The 22,783-nt window shown below is 74.3% G+C and carries 24 protein-coding genes; 18 read left to right on the forward strand and 6 right to left on the reverse strand.

Annotated features, from left to right (window positions below; all coding sequences use genetic code 11):
- Positions 1 to 68: 68 nt before the first annotated feature.
- Positions 69 to 539, reverse strand: a complete 471-nt coding sequence (locus ACIOD1_RS08845) for a hypothetical protein (RefSeq protein ID WP_365616965.1) — start codon at positions 537 to 539, stop codon at positions 69 to 71.
- Positions 540 to 770: 231 nt separating this feature from the next.
- Between ACIOD1_RS08845 and ACIOD1_RS08850 the strand changes: the two genes are divergently transcribed.
- The 5 genes from ACIOD1_RS08850 to ACIOD1_RS08870 all read left to right on the forward strand — a co-directional run bounded on the left by ACIOD1_RS08850 (position 771) and on the right by ACIOD1_RS08870 (position 4,880).
- Entirely contained in the window at positions 771 to 1,430 is a 660-nt protein-coding gene (locus ACIOD1_RS08850; protein ID WP_365616963.1) for an NAD(P)-binding domain-containing protein, read from the forward strand.
- A gap of 222 nt (positions 1,431 to 1,652) precedes the next feature.
- Complete coding sequence (locus ACIOD1_RS08855; protein ID WP_030228921.1) at positions 1,653 to 1,856, forward strand: cold-shock protein; 204 nt, start codon at positions 1,653 to 1,655, stop codon at positions 1,854 to 1,856.
- Positions 1,857 to 2,024: 168 nt separating this feature from the next.
- Positions 2,025 to 2,741, forward strand: coding sequence for a hypothetical protein (locus tag ACIOD1_RS08860; protein ID WP_401901137.1), 717 nt, complete (start codon positions 2,025 to 2,027; stop codon positions 2,739 to 2,741).
- Between the two features lie 48 nt (positions 2,742 to 2,789).
- Positions 2,790 to 4,241, forward strand: a complete 1,452-nt coding sequence (locus tag ACIOD1_RS08865) for a VWA domain-containing protein (protein WP_401901139.1) — start codon at positions 2,790 to 2,792, stop codon at positions 4,239 to 4,241.
- A 36-nt stretch (positions 4,242 to 4,277) separates the two neighbouring features.
- The gene (locus tag ACIOD1_RS08870; protein ID WP_401901141.1) at positions 4,278 to 4,880 is read left to right on the forward strand and encodes a HutD family protein; all 603 of its coding nucleotides are present in this window, start codon (positions 4,278 to 4,280) and stop codon (positions 4,878 to 4,880) included.
- A gap of 39 nt (positions 4,881 to 4,919) precedes the next feature.
- Here ACIOD1_RS08870 and ACIOD1_RS08875 read toward each other — a convergent pair whose 3' ends face one another.
- Positions 4,920 to 5,498: a YdeI/OmpD-associated family protein gene (locus ACIOD1_RS08875; RefSeq protein ID WP_365616957.1), complete on the reverse strand. Its 579-nt coding sequence runs from the start codon at positions 5,496 to 5,498 to the stop codon at positions 4,920 to 4,922.
- Positions 5,499 to 5,657: 159 nt separating this feature from the next.
- Between ACIOD1_RS08875 and ACIOD1_RS08880 the strand changes: the two genes are divergently transcribed.
- On the forward strand, positions 5,658 to 6,017 hold the full coding sequence (locus ACIOD1_RS08880) for a DUF6204 family protein (protein WP_401901143.1): 360 nt from the start codon (positions 5,658 to 5,660) through the stop codon (positions 6,015 to 6,017).
- An 18-nt stretch (positions 6,018 to 6,035) separates the two neighbouring features.
- Here the strand turns inward: ACIOD1_RS08880 and ACIOD1_RS08885 are convergent, their stop codons facing one another.
- Positions 6,036 to 6,797, reverse strand: a complete 762-nt coding sequence (locus ACIOD1_RS08885; protein WP_401901145.1) for a carbonic anhydrase — start codon at positions 6,795 to 6,797, stop codon at positions 6,036 to 6,038.
- 255 nt (positions 6,798 to 7,052) lie between these two features.
- Here ACIOD1_RS08885 and ACIOD1_RS08890 point away from each other — a divergent pair, with 255 nt between their 5' ends.
- Positions 7,053 to 7,280, forward strand: a complete 228-nt coding sequence (locus ACIOD1_RS08890; protein ID WP_365616952.1) for a DUF6296 family protein — start codon at positions 7,053 to 7,055, stop codon at positions 7,278 to 7,280.
- Positions 7,281 to 7,287: 7 nt separating this feature from the next.
- Here ACIOD1_RS08890 and cynR read toward each other — a convergent pair whose 3' ends face one another.
- Positions 7,288 to 8,211, reverse strand: a complete 924-nt coding sequence (gene cynR / locus ACIOD1_RS08895; protein ID WP_401901147.1) for a transcriptional regulator CynR — start codon at positions 8,209 to 8,211, stop codon at positions 7,288 to 7,290.
- A gap of 128 nt (positions 8,212 to 8,339) precedes the next feature.
- Here cynR and ACIOD1_RS08900 point away from each other — a divergent pair, with 128 nt between their 5' ends.
- Both ACIOD1_RS08900 and cynS read left to right on the forward strand, forming a co-directional pair.
- On the forward strand, positions 8,340 to 8,948 hold the full coding sequence (locus ACIOD1_RS08900) for a carbonic anhydrase (protein WP_365616948.1): 609 nt from the start codon (positions 8,340 to 8,342) through the stop codon (positions 8,946 to 8,948).
- Between the two features lie 92 nt (positions 8,949 to 9,040).
- Entirely contained in the window at positions 9,041 to 9,511 is a 471-nt protein-coding gene (cynS, locus tag ACIOD1_RS08905; RefSeq protein ID WP_365616946.1) for a cyanase, read from the forward strand.
- Positions 9,512 to 9,684: 173 nt separating this feature from the next.
- Here cynS and ACIOD1_RS08910 read toward each other — a convergent pair whose 3' ends face one another.
- Positions 9,685 to 10,305, reverse strand: a complete 621-nt coding sequence (locus ACIOD1_RS08910) for an L-threonylcarbamoyladenylate synthase (protein WP_365616944.1) — start codon at positions 10,303 to 10,305, stop codon at positions 9,685 to 9,687.
- A 236-nt stretch (positions 10,306 to 10,541) separates the two neighbouring features.
- Between ACIOD1_RS08910 and ACIOD1_RS08915 the strand changes: the two genes are divergently transcribed.
- The 4 genes from ACIOD1_RS08915 (at position 10,542) to ACIOD1_RS08930 (ending at position 15,703) form a co-directional block, all read left to right on the forward strand.
- Positions 10,542 to 11,444 carry a class I SAM-dependent methyltransferase gene (locus ACIOD1_RS08915; protein WP_401901150.1) on the forward strand — a complete coding sequence of 301 codons (903 nt, stop codon included), beginning with the start codon at positions 10,542 to 10,544 and terminating at the stop codon, positions 11,442 to 11,444.
- Positions 11,445 to 11,592: 148 nt separating this feature from the next.
- Entirely contained in the window at positions 11,593 to 13,074 is a 1,482-nt protein-coding gene (locus tag ACIOD1_RS08920) for an Ig-like domain-containing protein (RefSeq protein WP_365616940.1), read from the forward strand.
- Positions 13,075 to 13,169: 95 nt separating this feature from the next.
- Positions 13,170 to 14,528 (forward strand): MFS transporter, encoded by a 1,359-nt coding sequence (locus ACIOD1_RS08925; RefSeq protein ID WP_365616938.1) that lies wholly within the window; start codon positions 13,170 to 13,172, stop codon positions 14,526 to 14,528.
- On the forward strand, positions 14,525 to 15,703 hold the full coding sequence (locus ACIOD1_RS08930) for an anhydro-N-acetylmuramic acid kinase (RefSeq protein ID WP_401901152.1): 1,179 nt from the start codon (positions 14,525 to 14,527) through the stop codon (positions 15,701 to 15,703). Before ACIOD1_RS08925 ends, ACIOD1_RS08930 begins: the two co-directional genes overlap by 4 nt.
- Positions 15,704 to 15,755: 52 nt before the next feature.
- Here ACIOD1_RS08930 and ACIOD1_RS08935 read toward each other — a convergent pair whose 3' ends face one another.
- The gene (locus ACIOD1_RS08935) at positions 15,756 to 17,666 is read right to left on the reverse strand and encodes a hypothetical protein (RefSeq protein WP_401901154.1); all 1,911 of its coding nucleotides are present in this window, start codon (positions 17,664 to 17,666) and stop codon (positions 15,756 to 15,758) included.
- Between the two features lie 491 nt (positions 17,667 to 18,157).
- Here ACIOD1_RS08935 and ACIOD1_RS08940 point away from each other — a divergent pair, with 491 nt between their 5' ends.
- The 5 genes from ACIOD1_RS08940 (at position 18,158) to ACIOD1_RS08960 (ending at position 22,777) form a co-directional block, all read left to right on the forward strand.
- A complete protein-coding gene (locus ACIOD1_RS08940) occupies positions 18,158 to 19,666 on the forward strand; it encodes an alpha/beta hydrolase (protein WP_401901155.1) in 1,509 nt (502 codons plus the stop codon).
- 125 nt (positions 19,667 to 19,791) lie between these two features.
- Entirely contained in the window at positions 19,792 to 20,460 is a 669-nt protein-coding gene (locus ACIOD1_RS08945) for an intradiol ring-cleavage dioxygenase (RefSeq protein WP_365616931.1), read from the forward strand.
- Positions 20,461 to 20,531: 71 nt separating this feature from the next.
- The gene (locus ACIOD1_RS08950) at positions 20,532 to 21,215 is read left to right on the forward strand and encodes a DUF2278 family protein (RefSeq protein ID WP_401901156.1); all 684 of its coding nucleotides are present in this window, start codon (positions 20,532 to 20,534) and stop codon (positions 21,213 to 21,215) included.
- 84 nt (positions 21,216 to 21,299) lie between these two features.
- On the forward strand, positions 21,300 to 21,884 hold the full coding sequence (locus ACIOD1_RS08955) for a TetR/AcrR family transcriptional regulator (protein WP_365616927.1): 585 nt from the start codon (positions 21,300 to 21,302) through the stop codon (positions 21,882 to 21,884).
- Between the two features lie 134 nt (positions 21,885 to 22,018).
- Complete coding sequence (locus ACIOD1_RS08960; RefSeq protein WP_365616925.1) at positions 22,019 to 22,777, forward strand: SDR family oxidoreductase; 759 nt, start codon at positions 22,019 to 22,021, stop codon at positions 22,775 to 22,777.
- Positions 22,778 to 22,783 lie beyond the last annotated feature (6 nt).

A 22,783-nucleotide genomic window follows, 5' to 3' on the forward strand; every position in this document is an offset into this window, starting at 1 on the left:
CCGGCGCACCGACGGCCGGATCGGTCCGCCACTCAGTCCACGATCCAGTCCGTGGGTCAGTCCTTCGGTCAGTCCGTGATGGACGTGATCTTCTTCGTCTTCAGGTCGGCCTGCACGTGGATCTGCGTGGTGTCGCCGCCGCCCCAGGTCAGGGTGACCGTGGCGTTGGTCTTACCCGTCCCGCTGCCCGTGGAGGTCACCTTCCACTGGAGCGGCACGTTCTGCGCGCGCAGCACCCCGTTGGCGTGGTTGGTCTCCTCCCACTGCTTCAGCTGCTGCTGGAGCGGCTTGGAGAGGGCGGAGGCCCGCAGTTGGTCGGCGGTCTTGCCCTCGCCGTCGTAGATCGCGTCGATGTAGGAACCGTAGAAGTCCGCGATCCGGGTGAAGGCCCCCTCGGGGCTGCCGGAGACGGAGACCGGCGCCGCCGCGGTCGCGGAGGTGCCGGCGAAGGCGAAGGAGAGCGCGGCGGCGCCCGCGGTGGCCGCGAGGGCGATCGGGACGACGCGCCTGGTCGGGATCTTGGTCGAGGGCTTGGACATCGGTCGGTACCTTCCCCGTGCTGACTGAGTGCCGCGACGGTCCCCGGCACTGGGCTGGAGGACGGTCCCCCCGGCCGTTCCGGTTCTCGGAGTACGGGGATTGGCCAAAATTCGCTCGTACGGAGGACAGTTTCGAAGGCGGGGACCTCCGGGCGGAATGCCGAGGGGTTCCACACGGTTCGGACGGACGCGAAGACACGCCATTCCACTCCGCACGCACTGGAGAAGCTCATGAAGATCGGCATCATCGGCGCCGGCAACATCGGCGGCAACCTCACCCGGCGTCTCACCGCGCTGGGGCACCAGGTCTCCGTGGCGAACTCCCGCGGTCCCGCGACCCTGAAGGAACTCGTCGACGAGACCGGCGCGACCGCCGTCACCGTCGGCGAAGCGGCCCGTGGCGCCGAGGTCGTCGTGGTCACCGTTCCCTTCAAGAACGTCCCGGACCTGCCCGCGGGTCTCTTCGACGGGGCCGCCGACGGCTTCGCCGTCATCGACACCTGCAACTACTACCCCCGGGTGCGCGACGGCCGCATCGCCGCCGTGGAGGAGGGCCTCACCGAGAGCCGCTGGACCGAACAGCACCTCGGTCACCCGGTGATCAAGGCCTTCAACGGCACCTTCGCCGCCGACATCGTCGACCGGCCCCGCCCGGCCGGGGACCCCGACCGGCTGGCCCTTCCCGTCGCCGGTGACGACGAGGCCGCCAAGAAGACCGTGCGCGCCCTCATCGACGAACTGGGCTTCGACAGCGTCGACGCGGGCGGCATCGACGACTCCTGGCGCCAGCAGCCCGACACCCCCGTCTACGGCCTGCGCGCGGGCACCGAGGCCGTCGTCACGGCCCTCGCCGAGGCCTCCCCGGAGCGCACGGCGGATTTCCGGGGCTGACGTCGTAGGGCCATACGTGCTAACTCTCCGAGATCAGGGCAGCTCGCTGTGCTACGGTGACGTCCAGTTGCAGGTGTGGTTCCCAAAGATTTCAAGTGCTCTCGCCGGTTTCCCCGGCGGGCGCACTTTTTATTTCCGGATGCTTTCGGACGGGTCAATCAACACGGCGACGCCGGCGTCCGTACAGTGCGGCGCCGGGTACAGCCCCGAAGGAGAATCCATATGGCATCCGGCACCGTGAAGTGGTTCAACGCGGAAAAGGGTTTCGGCTTCATCGAGCAGGACGGCGGCGGCGCCGACGTGTTCGCCCACTACTCGAACATCGCCACCCAGGGCTTCCGCGAGCTTCAGGAGGGCCAGAAGGTCAACTTCGACGTCACGCAGGGCCAGAAGGGCCCGCAGGCCGAGAACATCGTTCCCGCCTGACGCGTACGCCTAAGTAGTCCTGGGCCGGGGCCCGCACCGATGGTGCGGGCCCCGATTCGTGTCCGCAACCGTGACCGAAGCGTCATCGGCCGCCCCTCGGCGGTGGCGCCCCGCCCTTGCTACGTTCCTCCCGCACCCCGTTCCCGGAGCCGCAGGAGGGCCGCCGTCGTGCACGTCAGACCCCGGATCCTCATCGTCGCGCTGGTCCTGACGACCGCTCTGGCGGGATGCCGGGAAGCGCGGGCGGAGCCGGAGCACCACCGAGCCCGTCCCGTCGCGCCGGTGGCCGACACCCCGACGCCGAACTCCGCCCCGGTCCTTCCGAGTCCGGCGGCCCCGGCCGCCGCCGAGAGCCCCCGACCGCCCTCCCCGGTACCGACGCCCCCGCCCTCGGACGCTCCCGCGGCGCCAGCCACCGTCCTGTCCCTGTCCGTCGCCGCCCGGTCCGGCGGGCTCGTGCTCGAACGGGGCGGCCCCGCGCAGGAGTTCACCGTCACCCTGCGCAACGGAAACACCCGCGAGTACGGACACCTGCTGCTCGCCTTCCAGATGGAAACCCTCCAACCGGAGCCCGGGGACACCCCGGAACCGCGGGCGTCCGTCGTCCTGGAGCGGCTGGATCCGGCCACGGGCCGGTGGCACCCGGTCGAGCTGCGGATCGCCAACGACCTCAAGCCGTACGCGTCCTACGCCGGGGGGACCCGCCTGGGGCGCGAAGCGGTACGCACCGACCGCTACCGCGTGCGGGCCGGCGCGACCGGCCCCACCGGCGGTTCCCCGCTGATGATCAGCGCCATCGACACCGACGCCCCCGCGGGGGCTCCCGAGGAACTCGCCCGCCCCGGCCGCTCCTCGCTCCCGCAGAGCATCCGCCGGGGTTCCTGAGGCCGAACGAGTACCGGGAGCGGTGCCCGTCCGGGCAGACTGTCCGGTGTGACGACACTCAACAAGGGCGCCAACCTGCCGGTCGCGGCCGCCTCCGTCAGAGCCGTCCTGGGCTGGTCCGCGAGGCCCGGGGTACCCGACGTGGACGCGTCCGCGCTGCTGCTGACCGGCGGCGGGCGGGTGCGCACCGACGACGACTTCGTGTTCTACAACCAGCCCCGACACCCCTCCGGCGCCGTGCGCCACCTCGGCAAGCAGGCCGGCTCGGACTCCCTCGCGGTGGACCTGAGCGCCCTGGAACCGGGCATCGAACGCGTGGTGCTGTGCGCCTCCGCCGACGGCGGCACCTTCGGCCAGGTCCCCGGGCTGCACCTGCGGCTGTTCGACGCCGGGTCCGGCGCCGAACTGGCCCGCTTCGACATGGAGGCCGGCCCCGAACGGGCTCTCGTCGGCGGAGAGTTGTACCGCAGGGCCGGTGCGTGGAAGTTCCGCGCCGTGGGGCAGGGGTGGGCCAGCGGACTGGCCGGGCTGGCCACTGACTTCGGGATCACGGTGGACGACGCCCCGACCCCGACCCCGACGCAGACGCCCCTGCGGGCCCCGACGCCGACCCCGACCCCCGCCCCGACCCCCGCGCCGACGCCGCGCCCGGCCCCCACGCCTGCCCCCGTCCACTGGCCCGAGCCCGAACCGGCCCCCACCCGGGTACCGGCGCCCGTCGAACCCGTCGTGTGGCTGGTCAAGGGCGAGGAACGACTCCCCGCCGACATGCGCGGGCGCCTCTCCCTGCGCAAACAACAGGTCGCCGTCAGCCTCGACAAGGCCGGCGCCCCCGGCCTGACCGCCCGGGTGATCCTCGTCCTCGACGCCTCCGGATCCATGAGCACGCTCTACTCCCGGGGCACCGTGGCCGGGGTCGTCGAGCGGATGGCGGCGGTCGCGGCCCAGCTCGACGACGACGGGGACATGCAGGCCTGGACCTTCGCCACGAATCCGGCGCGCCTTCCGGACCTCACCATCGGAGAACTCCCCGAGTGGCTGCGCCTGCACGTCCGGGTCGGCCAGATGAGCGTCTTCGCCCGCAAGAAGCCGCCCCGCGGGCTGCTTCCCGGTCAGGTCGACATGCGGGCGGTCGGCTTCCAGAACGAGGAGCAGAAGGTGATCGCCGAGGTGCGTGCCTACGTACGCTCCCACCCGGTGCCGGCGCCGACCCTCGTCCTGTTCTTCTCCGACGGCGGGGTCTACCGCAACGACGAGATCGAGCGGGAGCTGCGGGAGGCCGTGGAGGAGCCGCTGTTCTGGCAGTTCGTCGGCCTAGGGCGGGCCGGGTTCGGAGTGCTGGAGCGCTTCGACACGATGTCCGGACGCCGGGTGGACAACGTGGGCTTCTTCGCCGTGGACGACATCGACCGGATATCCGACACCGAGCTGTACGACCGGTTGCTGTCGGAGTTCCCCTCCTGGCTGCGCGCCGCGCGCCAGGCGGGGATCCTGCGCTGACGCCCCTCCCGCCGACCCGAACGAAGGAACCGCACCATGAGCACCGGCCCCGCCGACATCCGGATCCTGCGCGCCGCCGACCGCCCGGCGACGGTCTGGAAGAACGGCGGCGGGGTCACCCGGGAGATCGCCGCGGGGCCCGAGGGCTCCGACATGGCCGGATTCGCCTGGCGGGTCAGCTTCGCCGAGGTCGCCGCCGACGGCCCCTTCTCGGAGTTCCCCGGTGTCGACCGCGTACTGACCCTCGTCGAAGGAGCCGGCATGGACCTCACCGTCGCGGGGGAACACCGTCTCGTCGACGAACGGTTCGCCCCGCAGGCGTTCCCCGGGGACTGCCCGACCGGATGCCGGCTCCTGGCGGGCCCCGTCGTGAACTTCAACGTGATGTGCCGGCGGGAGACCGCTCGGGCGCGGACCGCCGTCGTACGGGGTGAACTCGCCCTCGACACCACGCCGGGGGAGACCCTCCTGATCGTCGCCCTGGACGCCCCGGCCCTGCTCGACCCGGCCGGACCCGGACCCGAGGGAGCGGTCGTGCTGGCTCCGTACGACGCCGTCCTGACCGGAGGTCCGGGGCCCCTGCCGCCGCGCATGTCGCTGCGAACGGAGGGGCGCGCCGCCGTGGTGCGGATCGGGTAGGGCGGCGGATCGGACCGGCCCGCCCGCGCCCGCTGAGCCTCAGCCAGGCGGTCCGGCCCCGCGCAGCACGTCGAGCGCGCGCTCCAGGCGGGCGCGGCGGGTCTCGGGGCTGCGGGCCTGGAGCATCGGCAGGAGCACCTGGTAGCGCCCGGTCCGGTCGAGGGCCTCGAAGGCCGCCCGGGCCGCCGGGTCCGCGTCGAGGGCCGCCGCCAGCTCGGGCGGCACCGTCGCGGTCCGCTGCCCGGCGTACGCCACGGCCCAACGGCCGTCCGCCCGCGCCCGGGCGACCTCCGCCAGCCCCGGCCCGCGCATCCGTCCCTGCGCCGTCAGGGCCTCGACCTTCTCCACGTTGACCCGCGACCACACGCTCCCGGCCCGGCGCGGCACGTACTTCTGGAGGAAGTACCGCTCGTCGTGCGACCGGCGCTGCCCGGAGATCCAGCCATAGCACAGCCCGACGTCGACCAGTTCGTCACCGGTGACCGTCGCGATCCCCGAGGACTTCTTGGCCACCTTGATCCAGACCCCCTCCGTGTGCCCGTGGTGACACGCCAGCCACTCCTCGAAGGCCCCCGCGTCCGCGAAAGCCAGGATCTCCACCCCGTCGATCTCCGCCATGGGTCCACGCTATGCCGCGCGGGCACGCCGATCACGCCGTACGAGCCCGGCAGTTCGCCGGACTTCCGTCGGACGGGCCGGCTCCGGAGCTCTCGTGGCCGCCGAGGGGCGGCGGGAAATCCCGGTGCGGGGCGGACCGGGCCGCCCTACGGTGGGCCGATGAGCACCCGTACCTTCCGCATCATCGTCCGTGGCTTCTTCGACGGCCTCACCGCCGAGCAGCACGCCGAACTGCTCGCCGCCGCGCCGCAGCACGAGGTGCTGCGGGCCTCCTTCACCGCCGAGGGCGACCTGACGTACGAGCTGGCCGCACGGAACTCCTTCGCCTTCCGCTTCCTCGACGGCGGGGAGGCCGAGGAGGACATCCTCGACGCCACCGCCCGCGCGGAACTCGCCGCCGAGGTCTGGCTCACCGAACGCGGATACGGGTTCAAGCGGCTCCGCTCCACCGCCGAGGACCTCTCGCTCGCCAAGCAGAGCAAGCGTCAGCGCCGGGCGACGGTCCGCGGGGACGCCTGACGGGCGCGGGCGACCGCGTCAGACCGTGGCGCCGGAGAGGTTCTGGACCCGTCCCGTGTCGAGGGAGTAGTAGGCCCCGACCACGGCCAGGGCGCCCCGTTTGACGAGTGGGGCCAGGTCGTCGTTGGCCCGCAGGTCCTCCGCGGTGATCGTGATCTGGGCGTGGATCATGCGGTCCACCGGATCCGGGCCGCCCTCCTCGACCGTCCGGTCGTAGGCGGGGCGCAGGGCCTTGGCGATCGCCTCCAGGTTGCCCGGCAGGGTCTTGCCGTCACGCATCGCCTTGTAGGCGGCGTCGATGGCCCCGCAGCGTTGGTGACCCATCACCACGATCAGCGGGGTCGCGCTGGTCATCGGGCCGTACTCGACGGATCCGGTGACGACGGGGCCGACCGTCTGGCCGCCCGTGCGCAGGACGTACAGGTCGCCGAGACCGGTGTCGAAGACCATCTCCGGGGGCACCCGGGAATCGATGCAGGCGAGCACGACGCCGTACGGCTCCTGCGTCTGCGCGAGCAGCTCGCGCCGGTCGGGGTCGCGGTCGGGGTGCTTGAGCTTCCCCGTGACCCACCGCGCGTTGCCCTCCATCAGCCGGGCCAGGGCCGTGTCCGGGGTGGTGGGGCGCGGGTTCGGCGCGGCGGCGTCGGGCCGGGGCCCGACGCTCGCCGTCCGGGATCCGGTGTCGAACGCCGAGCACGCCGACAGCGCCCCGGCCGCCGCGACGGCCAGGCTCCCGGTGAGCAGGGCCCTGCGGGGCGGGGGTCCGCCTGCCTCGTCCATCGCTGCCTTCTTCCCGGCGGCGTCCGTGTGCCGTCGCCCCCGCGACTATCGGACGGGCCCCGGCGGTCCGGAGGCAGGCACGAGCGGGACGGGGCCGCTTTACCCACCGTCGGCCCACAGTGGTGGCCCGGGCCGACGAGCACCGGCGGCCGGCGGCTGCCGGAGGCGGCCGCCACCGGTGATCCCGGCAGGCGGTTCCGGCCGGAGCGGCTCAGGATGGAAGAACGGCCCGGCCCCCCTGACAGGAGTATGCGGATGAGCGTCCCACGGTACGAGCTGGCGTTCCCCGACAGCACCGGCACGGGCCGGGACCTCGTGGTCGTGGACCGTACCGAAGAGCGCGGGCCCGGCGGTCACCCGGTCTACGCGGACGCCAGCGGCATCGTCCGGGCCGAGATCAGCGACCAGGGCGAGGTCCGCATGCTGACCTCCAGCGTCCACCAGGTCCCGGCCCACCCCCTCGGGGCGCGCCCGCTCTCCTGACGCGGGCCTATCCGGCGGTCCCGGGGTCCTCCCCGGGCGGCGCGTAGCCGCCGGTCCTCGCGTGCTCCCGGGCCAGCGCGGCGAAGGCGACGGACGCCGCGCTGTGGTGCCCGGCCGCCCGGTGGAGCAGAACGACCGTGCGCGGGGGAAGCGGCGGGTCCAGAGGGACCGGGACCAGGTGCGGATCGGCCGCGGCGATCGGCTCCGGGAGGACCGTGGCCAGTCCGGTCCGCCGGACCAGTTCCGTCAGCGCCGGGACGGAGTTGGCCTCGACCGCGATGGCCGGGCGCACCCCGAGCGCGGCGGCGTGCCGGTCGATGTGGGCGCGGGTGGCGAAGTCCCGGCTCAGCAGCGCCAGTGGCCGCTCCCCGAGCGCGGATACGGGCAACGGGTCGACCGGCCGGGGGGCGCTCGCCGCCACCACGAGGCCGAGTCGCTCGGTGAACAGGGCCGTCGCGGCGATCCCCGCCGGGTGCTCGCCGTGGAACGCGATCCCGAGGTCGGTGTCGTCGGCCAGCAACGCGGCCTCGATCCGGTCCTGGGCCAGCTCCCGCACCTCCACCGTGATCCCCGGATGGGCCAGGTGGAAGTCGGCGAGGAGAGGGCCGAGGAGGTAGGCGGTAAACGTCGGGGTGAGGGCCAGCCGCAGGTGGCCCCGGGACAGGTCGGCGACGTCGTGCACCGCCCGCTCGGCCGCCGCGAGGTCCCGCAGCGCCCGACGGGCGTGCCGCGCGTACGCCTCGCCCGCGTCGGTGAGCCGCACCGCGCGGCCCGCGCGGTCCAACAGCTGTACGCCCACAGCCCGTTCGAGCTGCTTGACCTGCTGGGACAGCGTGGGCTGGGAGATGTGCAGCTCCTCCGCGGCGCGGGTGAAACTGCCGTGCTCGGCGACCGCGAGCAGATAGCGCAGGTGACGCAGTTCCGGAGTCATGACATCCACCATAGACCGCATCGATGGAACTCATCGATTTCAGCTCTTGGACACTATAGAAGCAGGTCATGCATGGTGGATCTCGTCAGCCCCACGGGGCGGATCCCAGACCGACCAGGGGAGTGACCATGCACGACCACGACCACGACCTCACCGAGGGCGTCGAACGGTTCCGGCGCGACGTCTTCCCGGCGAAGGCGGAACTCTTCGCCCGCCTCGCCACGGCCCACCGGCCGAAGACCCTGTTCATCAGCTGCTCCGACGCCCGCGTGGTACCGGAGCTGATCACCCAGAGCGAGCCCGGCGAGCTGTTCGTCCTCCGCACCGCGGGCAATCTCATACCAGCACACGCGCCCGGTGCCGACGCGGTCGCGGCGGCGGTGGAGTACGCCGTCGCCGTCCTCGGCGTCGCCGACGTCGTCGTGTGCGGGCACTCCGCCTGCGGAGCCATGACGGCCCTCGCCGAGCGGCACGACCTCAGCGGCGCGCCCGCCGTCGCCGACTGGCTGCGTCACGCCGACGCCTCCCTGGCCCGCGCCGCGTACGCGGACGGCGACCTCGACACGCTGGTACGGGAGAACGTACGCGCCCAGCTCGCCAACCTCGCCACGCACCCTTCGGTGGCCGGAGCCCTCGCGCGGAACTCCGTCACCCTGCACGGCTGGGTCTACGACATCCCCACGGGCGCCGTGGAACGGCTCGACCCGCCCCGGCGCGGCGTCGTCCTCGCCGCGTGAACCCGGTGCCCCGGGCCGGCGACCGTCCCCCCAGCGCCCCTCGTTCCCTCGCTTCCCTCGACCCCGCAGCTCCGATCGACAAGGAAATCACCGTGACGCACGCCCAGTTCGCCCCCGCCGTCCGCGAACGGATCGCCGCCGAAGCCGTCGAGGCGAAGGTCCGAAAGAACCTGACCTGGCAGCAGATCGCCGATGTGGCCGGCCTGTCCGTCGCCTTCGTCACCGCAGCCGTCCTCGGCCAGCACCCGCTCCCCGAACCGGCCGCGCGGGCCGTCGCCGAACTCCTGGGCTTGGACGAGGACGCCGCCATGTGGCTCGGGACCATCCCCACCCGCGGTTCCCTCCCCGGCGGGATCCCCACCGATCCGACGATCTACCGCTTCCACGAGATGCTCCAGGTCTACGGCACGACGCTGAAGGCCCTGGTCCACGAGCAGTTCGGTGACGGCATCATCAGCGCGATCAACTTCCGGCTGGACGTGCGGAAGGTCGCCGACCCGGAGGGTGGCGAGCGCGCCGTGATCACCCTGGACGGGAAGTACCTTCCGACCAGGCCCTTCTGACCTTCTGGGGCCGGTGGCGTGCTCGCGCGCGCCTCGCTCGCCCGCGAGGGAGCGAGGAGCGACGGCCGGGCCGGCCCCTCCCGCGGTGGACCGGGGGAGGGGAGGCGACGGCGCCGGGGTCATCCGACGTGGGCGCCGTTCGAAGCGGGCGGTTCCGTTCGAAGTGGGCGGTGCTACTCGAAGCGGGCGGTGTCGCCGGCTCCCCGGCGGACGATCTCCGCCTCGCCGTCCGAGAAGTCGATGACGGTCGTCGGCCGGGTGCCGCAGTCGCCGGAGTCGACCACGGCGTCCACGAGGTGGTCGAGCCGCTCCTTGATCTCCCACCCCTGCGTCATGGGCTCTTCCTCGTCGGGCAGCAGCAGCGTGCTGGACAGCAGCGGCTCCCCGAGTTCGGCCAGCAGGGTCTGGGTGACCAGGTGGTCGGGAATGCGGACCCCCACCGTCTTCTTCTTCGGGTGCAGCAGCTGTCGCGGCACCTCGGAGGTGGCCTTCAGGATGAAGGTGTAGGGACCCGGGGTCGCCGCCTTGATCGCACGGAAGACGTCGTTGTCCATCTGCGCGAACTGCCCGAGTTGGGCGAAGTTCTGGCAGACCAGGGTGAAGTGGTGCCGGTCGTCGAGATCGCGGATCGACCGGATCCGCGTGATTCCGTCACGATTGCCGATCTGGCACCCCAGCGCGAAGCAGGAGTCCGTCGGATATGCGATCAGCGCGCCGGAGCGGATGCTGTCGGCCACGCTGCTGATGGTGCGCCGCTGAGGGTTCTCGGGGTGCACGTCGAAGTACTTCGCCATTCACCGAGCCTACGGGAACCCGCCACTCCGCCCGCGCACCCGCCCCCGCACCCGCCCCCGCACCCGCCCCCGCACCAGCCCGTGCACCAACCTGCGGACCGCTCGCGCCCGCCCGTGCCCGCTCTCTACCGGTAGCGCGCGGGCCGCGCTCCGCCCGCTCCCGTCCCGGTCGTCGGCGCGCGACTTCCCCGCGATACTGGAGGAACCGGCCGGAACCGTGAGGCGGTGAGCGACCCATGGGCGCACAGACCCCCACCCCGGGGGGAACCTCCCCCGAACCCGCCGCCTCCGGCGGGCCCTCGACCCCCGGCGGGTACGGCACACGGGTGTTCCGGCCGGAGCAGCTCGGCGAGGACGAGCGGATCGACCTCGGCGCGCTCACCTACGACGACACCACGCTGGCCCGGCTGCGCGCCCTCGGCGCGGGACCCGGCTGGCACTGCCTCGAACTGGGCGCCGGCACCGGCAGCGTCGCCCGCCGCCTGCTGCGCGACGCCGGCGTGTCGAGCGTCCTGGCCGTGGACCGGGACGTCCGCTTCCTCGCGGCCCGACCGGAGCCCGGCCTCACCACCCTGGAGGCCGACATCGCCGACCCCGCCTTCGGGACCACCGGCGACGGCTTCCCCGAAGTGGGCCCCGGCCGGTTCCACCTCGTCCACGCCCGCTTCGTCCTGATGCACCTGCCCGCCCGGCAACGCGTGATCTCCCGGCTCGCCGAGCTGCTCGTCCCGGGCGGTGTGCTCGTACTCGGCGACGCGATCGACCTGACCGGCGCGACGACGCCCAAGACCGCCTACGGCCGGACCATGGCCGCCATGTGGCAGGGCCTGCGGGACACCATCGGCACGGACGTCTCCTGGACCCCGCGCTACCCGGAGCTGTTGAGCGCCGCCGGGCTGGTCTCCGTGGCCGCCGACGTACACGTCCCACCGCTGGTGCCCGGGAGCCCCATCAGCCGCTTCTGGGCCGAGACCTGGGAGCGGTCGCGCCCGGCGATGACCGCCACCGACCTGGTGGACGACGCGGTCGTCGACGAGGCCGTCCGTTTCCTGGACTCCCCGGACTGCGCGGCCCTTTCGCCCGGGATGATCACCGCCTGGGGCCGCCGCCGCGAGGAGCCCGGTGGCCCGCCGGCCTGAGAGCGCACGCCCACGGCAGGACACGCCCTGGGCCGTCCGGGTTCACTTCGCGTACCCGTTCGGCCGCAGGGCCGAGTTTACGATCATCGTTTTGGCTCCAGATCGTTTTGATGCTCCCATTCGGCACGGTGACGACTGGGAGGGCCGCGTGGCCAACGCGCGCAAGAAGCGGACCAAAGTGTGGAGCGCCACGGCGGCGGCCACCAGCGCCCTGCTGGCCGTCGCCGCCGCACCCGGCGGTACCACGGAAGCGGAGTCCCCGCTCGGCGCCGCGGCCGCCGCGGCACCCCGGGAAGCGGCCGTCACCCTCCTCGTCGGACGGGCCGTGGACGGCGGCGGCCCGGACGCCACGGCCTGGTGCGCCGCCGGGAGCTTCCGCTCCGGCCCCTGCGGGGACTGGCGGGAGCAGCGGGTACGGGCCACCGCCCGCGGAGCGGGATCCGTCGTGTGGAGCGAGGCCACGGGCCGCCCCGACTCCCTCCCGACGGACCCGGGCGGCCCCCTGGAGATCGCCCTCGCCCAGCCCGGCACGGGAGCCCTCACCGACGTCACCGTCAGCGACGCCCACGGCCGGCACCTGGCCGGACGGCTGGGCCACAGCCGCGGCCACTGGCACAACACCGAACCCCTGCGGGCGGGGGAGAGCTACACGGTGCGCGTCGGCGCCCATGACGCGGCCGGCTCCCCCGTCGGCGTCACCATGGCCTTCACGACCGCGCCGCCCGCCACGCGCGCCGACGGGGGCCGCCTCACCGTCGAGTTCGGCCCCCGGCCGGGCACGTACGGCGCCGGCGAGATCGTCACGGCCGCCCTCAGCCACCCCGTCCCCGCCGAGGACGCCGGTGCCCGCGCCCGCGTGGAACAGGCCCTCCAGGTCACCTCCGAACCCCACGTCGAAGGTGCCTGGCACTGGGTCGACGACTCCACGTTGCACTTCCGCCCGCGCACCTACTGGCCCGCCCACACGGTGGTCCGCGTCCGCAGCGGTCTCGACGGCGTCGAGTTCGGCGAGCTCGGCTACGGAGGCCCCTCCGACCCCGTGGAGTTCACCGTCGCGGACCGGATCGAGGCCGTCACCGACTCCGCCGCGCACGAGATGACCGTACGCCGCAACGGACGCGTCGTCCGGACCATCCCCGTCACCACGGGCAAGGCCGGCTTCCTGACCCGCAGCGGCATCAAGGTCGTCCTGCGCAAGGAGTACAAGGTCCGGATGCGCGGCGACTCCATCGGCATCAAGCGCGGCACCCAGGAGTCCTACGACCTGCCCGTCTTCTACGCGGCCCGGGTCACGGAGAGCGGCGAGTACGTCCACGCCGCGCCCTGGTCGGTCGAGGCGCAGGGCGAGGAGAACGTCAGTCACGGCTGCACGGGCATGTCCACCGAGGACGCCGCCTGGTTCTACGAGACCGTCCGCGAGGGCGACATCGTCGAAGTGGTCAACAGCGGCGGCGACCGGATGCCCCCCTTCGCCAACGGCTTCGGCGACTGGAACATGGACTGGCGCACCTGGCTGTCGGGCAGCGCCCTCAACGCCGCCGCCGCCGCCTCCCCCTCCGCCTCCTCCTCTGCCTCCGCTTTCGCGCAGGACGTCCCCCTCACCCCCTCCCGCCTGCACCCGACGACCTGAGCGGGACGCGGGGCCCGGCGGCCGGGCCGCCGCCGAACTGCTGAACCCCGCCACCGTCAGGCATCCCGCCCGCCCGGACCGGGCACCCAGCACGGGTGACCCCCCTCGCGCTGCGCACCACACCCCCGACGGCCGCCCGCAACCGCCGCGCCCTCCTCGCGGGCGCGGCGGGGAACTTCGTCGAGTGGTACGAGTTCGGCGTGTACGGCTGCTTCGCCACGGTCATCGCCGCCCGGTTCTTCACCCCCGAGCAGGGCGCCGGTACCCACGACGGCGGGTCCGGCCCGCTGCTCGCCGCCTACGGCTCCTTCGCCGTGGCCTTCTTCTTCCGGCCGGCCGGAGCCCTCCTCTTCGGTCGGCTCGGCGATCGGCTCGGGCGCCGCCCCACCCTGATCCTCGTCGTGGGCCTGATGACCCTCGCCACCACCCTGATCGGACTGCTGCCCACCCGCGAGACGCTCGGAGCCGCCGCACCGTGGGCCCTCGTTGTGCTCCGCGCCCTCCAAGGGCTCAGCGCCGGCGGGGAGTTCGGCGGCGCCGTGGCACTCCTGACGGAACACGCGCCCCCGGGCCGGCGCGGCCGGTACGGCGCCTGGCAGTCCCTCACCGTCGCCCTCGGCCTGCTCACCGGAGCCGCCACCGCCGCCCTGCTGGGGCTGCTGCTCACGCCGGCGGCCCTGTACGAATGGGGCTGGCGGATCCCCTTCCTGCTGGCCCTGCCCCTGGGCCTGGTCGCCCTCCGGCTGCGCACCGCCCTCCCGGACCCGCCGCCCCTGCCCGAGGTGCCCGCCCCGCCCCTCCCCGAGGAGCCCGCCCCGCCCCGGGCCGGGCCTCCCGACGCGGCCGAGTCCCCGCCCGGCATCGGGGGCGTCCGCGCCATCGCCCTCGGCGTCGGGCGGATCATGGGCTGGTCGGCCGCCGGCTACACCTTCCTCGTCGTCCTGCCCTCCCACCTCCAGACGGCCCTCGGCGCCTCCTTCCGCGAGGCCCTGGCCGCCACCGCCCTCGCCAACCTCGGCTTCGCCGCCGTGATCCTCCCCGCCGGGATGCTCAGCGACCGCGTCGGCCGCCGCCCCGTGATGCTCGCCGGGGCCCTCGCCGTCACCCTCCTCGCGCTGCCCCTCCTCGACGTCCTCCAGGACCCCGCCGCCACGACCCCCGCCAAGGCCGCCGCCGTCCTCGTCGCGGGCGCCGCGGTGGGCCTCCTGGCCGGACCCGGGCCCGCCATGCTCGCGGAGATGTTCCCCGCGTCCGTACGCTGCACCGGGCTCGGAGTGGCGTACGCCCTCGCCAACGCCGTGTTCTCCGGCTGCGCGGGGCTGGTCATCACCGCCCTCGTCGCGGCCACCGGCGACACCCGCGTCCCCGCCTACTACGCCGCGGCGGCCTGCGCCCTCAGCCTCCCCGCCCTGGCGAGCCTGCGCGGCGACGACCACCTGAGGCCGCTGCGGTGAGGGTCGTCGGCCTGATGTCGGGCACCTCCTACGACGCCGTGGACGCGGCCGCCGCCGACCTCGTCCTCGACGGCGACACCCTGAGCCTGACCCCGCTCGGCATGGTCGGGGCCCCGTACGAGGACGAGTTGCGCGCCGCCCTCGCCGCCGCCCTGCCGCCGGCCCACACCACCATGGCCGAGGTGTGCCGGCTCGACACCGGCATCGGGCAGGCCTTCGCCCACATCGCCGTCCGCGCCGACCGTGAACTATGCTCCGGACGGGCCGAGTTGATTGCTTCTCACGGCCAGACCCTCTACCACTGGACGCAGGACGGGCGGGTCCGCGGCACCCTGCAACTCGGTGCCCCCGCCTGGATCGCGGAGGCCACCGGACTGCCCGTCGTCGCCGACTTCCGCCCCCGCGACATCACCGCCGGAGGCCAGGGAGCCCCGCTCGTCGCCCTGATCGACCTGATGCTGCTGCGCGGCCGCCCCGGCCGACCCGCCGCCCTGAACATCGGCGGCATCGCCAACCTCACCGCCCTTCCCGCGACGGGTGCCCCGGTCGCCTTCGACACCGGCCCCGGCAACGCCCTCCTCGACGCCGCCGTCCGCGAACTGACCGCCGACCGGCTCGCGTACGACGAGGACGGCGCCCTCGCCGCGGCCGGTCGCGTCCACGAACCGCTCCTGCGCCGCCTGCTCGCCGAGCCCTACTACCGGCTGCCGGCCCCCAAGACCACCGGCAAGGAACTCTTCCACCCCGGCCACCTGCGCGCCGCCCTCGACGTCTGCGGGCCCGTCCCCCCGCTCGACGTCCTCGCCACCCTCACCCGACTCACCGCCCGCACCGTCGCCGACGCCCTGCGCCCCCTCGACCCCACCGAGGTCATCGCCTCCGGCGGAGGCACCAGGAACCCCACCCTCATGCGGGCCCTGCGCGAGGAACTGCCCCCGCACGCCGCCCTGTCGACCTCCGACGCGCTCGGCCTGCCCGCCGGCGCCAAGGAGGCGTACGCCTTCGCCGTGCTCGGCTTCCTGACCCTGCACGGCCTCCCCGGCAACGCCCCCGAGTGCACGGGAGCCGAGGGACCCCGGGTCCTCGGCTCCCTCACCCCCGGCCGTGGCCCGCTGTGGCTGCCGCCCGTCCCCGCCGGACCGCCGACCCGCCTCACCGTGACCGGCCGGGGCTGACGGCGGCCGGGCGCCGCCCGATCCCGCCCCGTCCGACCCCGCGCGGGGTCGATCAGAGCCGGGGGAGGGGCGGGGTCGCCAGCTTGGCGCCGTCCTGCTGGACGAGGGTCAGCAGCACGAGCGCGTCCGTCCAGCCCAACGGGACGACCGCCTTCGGCAGGCCCTGCGCGTCCACCGTCTCGGGCAGTTCGCCCAGCACGTTCCGCTTCGACAGCACCCAGTCGAGCACGGCCCCGCCCTTCTCCCGCTCGCCCATCGCCGACCAGGCCAGGGCGAAGAAGGAGGTGCTCGCCGTCCAGGTGATGTGGCCCCACCGGGTGTCCGGGTCGTCGCCCGGCACCAGACCGCCGTTGGGGCGCAACAGCGCCTGGTACGTGTCGTCGAGGGCGCCCGGGAGGTCGGCCGTGGCCGGGACGAACGGCGGCGCCAGGAAGGCGGCCGCGCTGTCGCGGCCGTGCAGCCCGTCCACGGTGCGCGGGTAGCCCAACGGTGCGAAGCGGTACGCGATCCCGTCCCGCAGCCGCGCGGAAGCGCGGGCCCAGCGCCGGGCGTCGTCCGTGTGGCCGAGGGTTTCGGCCAGGTCTGCGGCGGAGTTCAGACCGGCGAGGAGGGGCGCGGCGGTGCCGATGTTGGCGGTGTCGGTGGGCAGTTCCCAGTAGTCGGGGGAGGCCGGCGGCAATCCGTCGGTGTCCAGGGAGTTCGCCGTGTAGTCCGCCGCCTTGACGATCACCGGGTACAGGGTGCGCAGGCGTGCCTCCCGGTCGGCCGCAGGAGCCGTCCGGTACCACTGCCAAGTCGCCCACGGCACCCAGCCGTTCGCGTCGAGCTGCCAGGTCCGCCCGTCCGGCGGACCGCTGCCGTCGAGCCGGGTGCGGGCCTCCCAGGTGCCGTCCTCCCGCTGGGTGGCGGCGTTGTACCGAAGGATCCGGTACGCCTCCTCGTCGTGCCCGGTGTGCGCGAACGCCGCCGCCGCGAAGGCCGAGTCGCGCGGCCAGGAGAAGTCCCAGAACGGGTACCAGGCCGCCGCCGAGGCGCCGTTGGGCCGCAGCAGCGCCCGCATCGACAACAGCGCCCGCTCGGCGGCCTCCCGCCGTGCCCCCGGCGCCCCGGGGACCGTCCCGGAGGCCAACCAGCGCCGGGACGAGGCGATCTGCTCCAGCGCGCCCGGGTCCTGGGCGTCCACCACCTCGGACTTGGTCGCCCCGTCGGGCAGGTAGCGCCACCGCCCGGACGGCAGAGCCAGCACGTTGGAGCCCTGCACGTAGTGGGCACCCACGGCAAAGGCCGGATCCAGGGCCTCCACCGTATGCCCGTCCGTGAGCAGCCCGGCGGTGCGGGCGGGCCGCAGCGAGTTCGGCACGTAGCAGGGCTCCACCTCCCCGCACCGTTCGCCGCCGGCCGGGTTCACGTAGAACGCCGGCCGGCCCTGGCCGGGCTGCCAGCCCCCGAGCGTCGCGTCGTACTGCCGCCCGGCGGGCGCCCCCGGGGCCGCCGCCCGGGTGCCGTGCCAGGTCACCTCCTCTTCCTCGGCGGTGTCGGCCTGCACGAACAGGTAGTACGGGGTGCCGGGACTCAGCGGGGCGCCGGTCGCGCCGAAGGGCACCTCGACCCACCCCGCGCCCGCCCCGCCCCACCGCGCGAGGTCCACCGAGGCGCTCGCGACCGCCGAGCCGGGGTCGTCCAGGACGGTACGGACCTGCACGGTCAGCCGTCCGGTCGCCGCCCCGCTGCTCAGGTACAGCCCGACCCGGTCCAACCGGGCGCTGTCGGTGGTGAACTCCTGGACCGCGGCCTTGCCGGAGGCGCCCGAACCCCGGAGGCCGAACAGGGCCACGTCGTGCGCGGCCTGCCGGTCGACGGCCGCGGCGGTGGCGGGGGCGGGGCCGCGCGCGGCGGCCGGCCCGGCGGCGGTCAGGAGCGTCGCCAACAGGGCGGTGGCCACCAGGACGGACCGGGTACGCATCAGCAGTGCCTCCACAATGACGGGACGTCAAGAAGCGGGCGGGCGCCCGCACGGCGCGCCGTTCAGCCAATATGACCCGGCCCGGGAGCCGTGTGGGGGACGTTGCCCCTCCCTTCCCCCGGGACACCCCGCACAGTCCCCCGGACGGAGCAATCTCTCCCCGGCCCGAACAATGCCCCCACAGAGCAACCCCAGGCCGGCGCGGCCGGGGCGCTGCCCCGCTCTGGCACCCGAGGTCCACACCTCCCGCCGGTCCCGGATGGCAGCGGCCCGGCGGCCCCCGGCACCGACGCGCCCCTCAGCCCCGTCATCCGCCCCGGCCCGCGGCCTCGGTGCGGCCGACGGATCCGGCGTCCTGGACGTGGCCGGGTCAGGGCGTTTCGGGGCGGCTGCCGCACCGTGGGGGCGGGAGCCGGGCCGGGGGGTAACCCCACCCCGGGTGACCGGGCTGCCGGATGGGGGCTCGGGGCGAGATCAACAAGGCTTGCGCCATGACGACTTACCGCAGGAAGAGCCTGCTCCTCGCCCTCGCCGCGGCCACCGGCGCCACCGCCCTCACCGCCGGCGTCCCGGCCTCGGCGGCCCCGAAGGACCCCACCGCCCCGGCGGTCCGACTCAGTTGGCGTCCCTGCGCCCAGCCCGGTGGGCCCGCCACCCAGGAATGCGCCGACCTCCCCGTCCCCCTCGACTACGCGGACCCGTACGGCCGACAGATCACCGTGGCCGTCTCCCGCGTCCGCAGCGACCGCCCCGAAGCCCGTCGCGGCACCCTCGCCGTGGTCCCCGGGGGTCCGGGCAGCTCGGGAGTGGACCGCCTGACGAGGAAGGGCGTGGCCCTCGGGAGCCGGCTGGACGGGGCCTACGACCTCGTGGCCCTGGACCCCCGCGGGGTCGGCGGCAGCGCCAAGGCGAGCTGCGGACTCTCCGACGAGGACCGCATGCTCACCAGCCTGCGCCCCTGGCCCGGCCCGGACGGGGACGTCACCGAAAACGTCGCCCGCTCCCGCCGCACCGCCGAGGCCTGCGCGCGGGATGGCGGAGCCGAGCTGCGCAGTTTCACCACCGCCAACCAGATCCGCGACCTCGACCGCTTCCGCGAGGCCCTCGGCGAGCGCAAGCTCTCCGCCTGGGGCGTCTCGTACGGGTCCTACGTGGCCGCCGGCTACGCCCAGAAGTTCCCCGGCCGCACCGACCGTTGGATCCTCGACAGCACCGGAGACCCCGACCCGCGCAAGGTGGCCCGGGGGTGGCTCGCCAACATGGGCCCGGGCGTCGAGGCCCGCTTCCCCGACTTCGCCGCCTGGGCCGCCCACCCCGACCGGGGCGCCCTGCGATTGGCCGAACGCCCCGAGGAGGTCGAGCCCCTGATCCTCTCCCTCGCCGCCGAACTGGACGGCGCGCCGCGGAAGTCGAACGTCGCCGGCGTGCCGCTCACCGGCAACGGACTGCGCCAGTCCCTGCAGAACACCCTCGTCTCCGACGCCTCCTTCCCCGCCTTCGCCGAACTGGTCACCGCGCTGCGCGACCCGAAGGTCGAGCCCGTGCTCCCGCCGGAGCTGGCCCGGCCCCTGTCGCAGGAGGACGCCGCCCTGATGGTCGCCGTCGTCTGCAACGACGTGGCCTGGCCCCGCACCTCGACGGCCGCCTACGGGCGCGCCGTCGCCGAGGACCGCGAGCGCCACCCCCTGACGGCCGGGATGACGGCCAACGCGATGCCCTGCGCCTTCTGGAAGACGGCTCCGACGGACAAGCCGGTATCGATCACCGACGACGGCCCCTCGAACATCCTCATGATCCAGAACCGTCGCGACCCGGCGACCCCGCTCTTCGGAGCGCTGGAGATGCGCGAGGCCCTCGGCGACCGGGCCGTCCTGGTCACCGTCGAACGCGGGGGCCACGGCGCCTACCTCGGCAACGGCAACCCCTGCGGCGACGCCACCGTCACCCGCTTCCTCACCACCGGCGAACGCCCCGCCGCCGACACCACCTGCGCGGGCTGACCGGCCGGGGGCCGACCGGCGGGGGAGGGCGTGTCGGTCGTGGCGGGCCCGCCCCGGCTGCGGCACGGTGGGCGCCGTGGGCCGGCGCGGTCGGGCGCCACCCCCAACACGCCGAGGGAACGCACATGGCCGAGCGGGAACCCCACCACACCAGCCGCCGCCGGCTGCTGGGCGCCGTCGGATCCGCGGGCGCCCTGGTCTTGGCCCCGGCGGGCTGCGCCGGCCCCGCGCGGCGTCCGACGGCCGCCGCACCGCCCCCCGCCTGCGTGCTCACCCCGGAGGCGGGCGCGGGTCCGTACTACCTCGACCTCGACAAGGTGCGCACCGACATCACCGAGGGCCGCGAGGGGACGCCCCTGCGGTTGGACCTCACACTGGTCGACGTCTCGGCCGGCTGCCGCCCCCGCGGTGACGTGGCCGTGGACGTCTGGCACGCCGACGCCGCGGGCGACTACTCCACCGGCCGCGCCACCTTCCTGCGCGGCACCCAGATCACCGACGGCGCCGGCCGTTGCACCTTCCGTACGATCGTGCCCGGCTGGTACGCGGGGCTCGCACCGCACGTCCACTTCAAGGTCCGCCCGGGCTCCGGCTCCGGGGTGACCTCGCAGTTCTTCCTCCCCGAGGCCTTCCTGAAGGAGGTCTACGCCCGCCACCCCTACGCCCGCCGGCCCGCCCCGGCCCACCCGAACGAGCGGGACAGCCGCTACCGCGCCTCGGGGGCCGCGATGACCCTCACCCCGACCCCCGAGGCCCCGGGCTACCGCGCCTCCCACACCCTGGGCATCGCCTGACCGACCCTGGGCCTGACCGACCCGGGCCGGCCGGGTCGGCGTTCGGGGCGCCGCGGTGGTTGACTGGCGGGATGCCGCTCGAAAACCACGGGGTGCTGTCGGGGACGCTGCACCGCCACTTCCGCGACGGGCCCGAGACCCGGGGCCGTCGGTTCCATGTCAACCTCGAAGTGGACACCCCCGCGGGCCGCCACCGTTGCGCCGTCGACGTGGACGACGAGGGGTCCGGCGCCGGGGTCCGGTGGCAGGTGTTCACCCTGGGCGCCTCCGTGCTGGATCCCGTGCACCGCCTGGCCCCCGGCTACCACGAGCTGTCCATGAGCTCGGGATCCGGGGCCCTGGACCACCTCCGCCACCCGGCCCTCGCCCAGACCCCCGGCTGCCTCTTCGTCCGGCGCCCGCCGGCCTGGGTCCAGACGCTCCTCGACCGCCTCGACCCCCGCCGCCCCTGGGTCACCGGCTCCCACCTCGAAGCCGCCGCGGCCCTGGAGTCGATCCTCCTCCCCGGCCGGCCGGTGCTCGTCTTCGGAGAGCCCCTCACCGAGGGGCTCGGCATGCGCAACGTCCACCGCAACCAGGGCGCCCCGTACGGGAGTCGGCGGTGGGCGGACAACGGCACGTGGCAGGACGGGGCCCTCCTCACCCGGAGGCCGGACGGCCGCTACGACGTCTTCCTGCACGCGTTCTCCTCCCAGGCCGACCACACCGACCCCGACGGGCATCCCCTCCGGGACGAGGCGGCGCACGACGTCTGAGGGCTCAAGGCCTCCTCGGCGACGTGTGGTTGACCCGCATCGCATTCTTGACTGATCGTTCCACATGCTCCTATGATCTTGTGCATGGCAAGGACCAAGGAATTCGATCCGGACGCCGCCCTCCAGTCGGCCCTGGAGCTGTTCTGGCGGCGCGGCTACGAGGCCACGTCGGTGACCGACCTGACCGACCACCTGGGGATCGGCCGCGCCAGCCTCTACGCCACCTTCGGGACCAAGCGCGAGCTGTACCTGAAGTCGCTGGACCGCTACTCCGAGGCCCGGCACCTCGAACTGCTCGCGCAACTGTCCCGCCCCGGTCCCGCCCTCCCGGCGGTACGGGAGTTGCTGCGCCGCTTCGCCGTCGAGGCGGGGACCCCGGAGGAGCGGTCGCTCGGCTGCTTCCTCACCAACACCGCCGCCGAACTCGCCCCGCACGACCCCGGGGCCGCCCGCAGGGTCGAGAGCGGCTGGGACCGCCTCGAAACCCTCCTGCACTCGACCCTCGTCCGGGCCCAAGGGCAGGGCGAACTGCCCGAGGGGCGTGACCCCCGCACCCTGGCCCGCATGCTGCTGGTCCTGATGCAGGGCGTCCGGGTCGTCGGCAAGGCCTCCGGGGACCCGGCGCGGGTGCGGGACGCGGTCGAGCAGGCGCTCACCCTCCTGGACTGACGCCGGGGCGGCCGAGGCGTCTCCCGGGGCTGTCTGTCAGCCTGCCCTGCCCTGCCTTGGGCTGCCCTGGCCCCTCGTCCGGGTCCTTCCGATGTCCTCATATTGAACTGATCGATCCAATAAGGAGAATCAAGATGAACCGCTTCACCGGCAAGAGCGTCCTCGTCACCGGCGCGGGCACCGGCCTCGGCCGGGCCATCGCGCTCGCCTTCGCCGCCGAAGGCGCCCGCGTGGTCGTCGCCGGCCGCACCGCGGGTCCGCTGGAGGAAACGGTCGCCCTGATCCGGGCCGCGGGCGGCACGGCCGAGTCGGTCACCACCGACGTCACCGACTCCACCCGGGTACGGGCCCTCGTGGAGCGGACCGTCTCCCTCTTCGGCGGCCTCGACGTCGCCGTCAACAACGCCGGGATACTCCGCGGCGCCGTCCCCGTCGCCGATGTCAGCGAGGAGGACTGGGACGCCGTGCTCCGGACCAACGTCACCGGCGTCTGGCTGGCCATGAAGCACGAGATCGCCCACATGCGCGCGAACGGCGGCGGCGCCGTCGTCAACATCTCGTCCAACCTCGGCGCCCACCAGCGGATCCCGAACGCGGCCGCCTACATCACCTCCAAGGCGGCCGTGTCCGCGCTCACCCGCGCCGCCGCGCTCGACCACATCCACGAGGGGGTCCGCGTCAACGCGGTCAGCCCGGGGGCCTCGGCCGCCCCGATGTCCCTGCGGCCCGGCGAGACCGAGGCCGACCGGGCCGAGCGGGTCAAGACGGAGAACCCGCTCGGCCGGGTCGCCGAGGCCGAGGAAGTGGCCGCCGCGGTCCTCTACCTGGCTTCGCCCGCCGCCGGCTCCGTCGTCGGCGCGGACCTGGTCGTGGACAGTGGATCCTCGGCCTGAGCCCCG

The sequence above is a fragment of the Streptomyces sp. NPDC088097 genome (assembly GCF_044741845.1).
GTDB lineage: Bacteria > Actinomycetota > Actinomycetes > Streptomycetales > Streptomycetaceae > Streptomyces.

Coding starts and splice junctions, on each gene's coding strand:
- ACIOD1_RS08935 (WP_401901154.1), bottom strand. CDS start 17,666: ATGCGTACCCGGTCCGTCCTGGTGGCCACCGCCCTGTTGGCGACGCTC.
- ACIOD1_RS08875 (WP_365616957.1), bottom strand. CDS start 5,498: ATGGCGGAGATCGACGGGGTGGAGATCCTGGCTTTCGCGGACGCGGGG.
- ACIOD1_RS08915 (WP_401901150.1), top strand. CDS start 10,542: ATGGGCGCACAGACCCCCACCCCGGGGGGAACCTCCCCCGAACCCGCC.
- ACIOD1_RS08890 (WP_365616952.1), top strand. CDS start 7,053: ATGAGCGTCCCACGGTACGAGCTGGCGTTCCCCGACAGCACCGGCACG.
- ACIOD1_RS08885 (WP_401901145.1), bottom strand. CDS start 6,797: ATGGACGAGGCAGGCGGACCCCCGCCCCGCAGGGCCCTGCTCACCGGG.
- ACIOD1_RS08955 (WP_365616927.1), top strand. CDS start 21,300: ATGGCAAGGACCAAGGAATTCGATCCGGACGCCGCCCTCCAGTCGGCC.
- ACIOD1_RS08855 (WP_030228921.1), top strand. CDS start 1,653: ATGGCATCCGGCACCGTGAAGTGGTTCAACGCGGAAAAGGGTTTCGGC.
- ACIOD1_RS08850 (WP_365616963.1), top strand. CDS start 771: ATGAAGATCGGCATCATCGGCGCCGGCAACATCGGCGGCAACCTCACC.
- ACIOD1_RS08845 (WP_365616965.1), bottom strand. CDS start 539: ATGTCCAAGCCCTCGACCAAGATCCCGACCAGGCGCGTCGTCCCGATC.
- cynR (WP_401901147.1), bottom strand. CDS start 8,211: ATGACTCCGGAACTGCGTCACCTGCGCTATCTGCTCGCGGTCGCCGAG.
- ACIOD1_RS08880 (WP_401901143.1), top strand. CDS start 5,658: ATGAGCACCCGTACCTTCCGCATCATCGTCCGTGGCTTCTTCGACGGC.
- ACIOD1_RS08950 (WP_401901156.1), top strand. CDS start 20,532: ATGCCGCTCGAAAACCACGGGGTGCTGTCGGGGACGCTGCACCGCCAC.
- ACIOD1_RS08900 (WP_365616948.1), top strand. CDS start 8,340: ATGCACGACCACGACCACGACCTCACCGAGGGCGTCGAACGGTTCCGG.
- ACIOD1_RS08870 (WP_401901141.1), top strand. CDS start 4,278: ATGAGCACCGGCCCCGCCGACATCCGGATCCTGCGCGCCGCCGACCGC.
- ACIOD1_RS08960 (WP_365616925.1), top strand. CDS start 22,019: ATGAACCGCTTCACCGGCAAGAGCGTCCTCGTCACCGGCGCGGGCACC.
- ACIOD1_RS08910 (WP_365616944.1), bottom strand. CDS start 10,305: ATGGCGAAGTACTTCGACGTGCACCCCGAGAACCCTCAGCGGCGCACC.
- ACIOD1_RS08945 (WP_365616931.1), top strand. CDS start 19,792: ATGGCCGAGCGGGAACCCCACCACACCAGCCGCCGCCGGCTGCTGGGC.
- ACIOD1_RS08940 (WP_401901155.1), top strand. CDS start 18,158: ATGACGACTTACCGCAGGAAGAGCCTGCTCCTCGCCCTCGCCGCGGCC.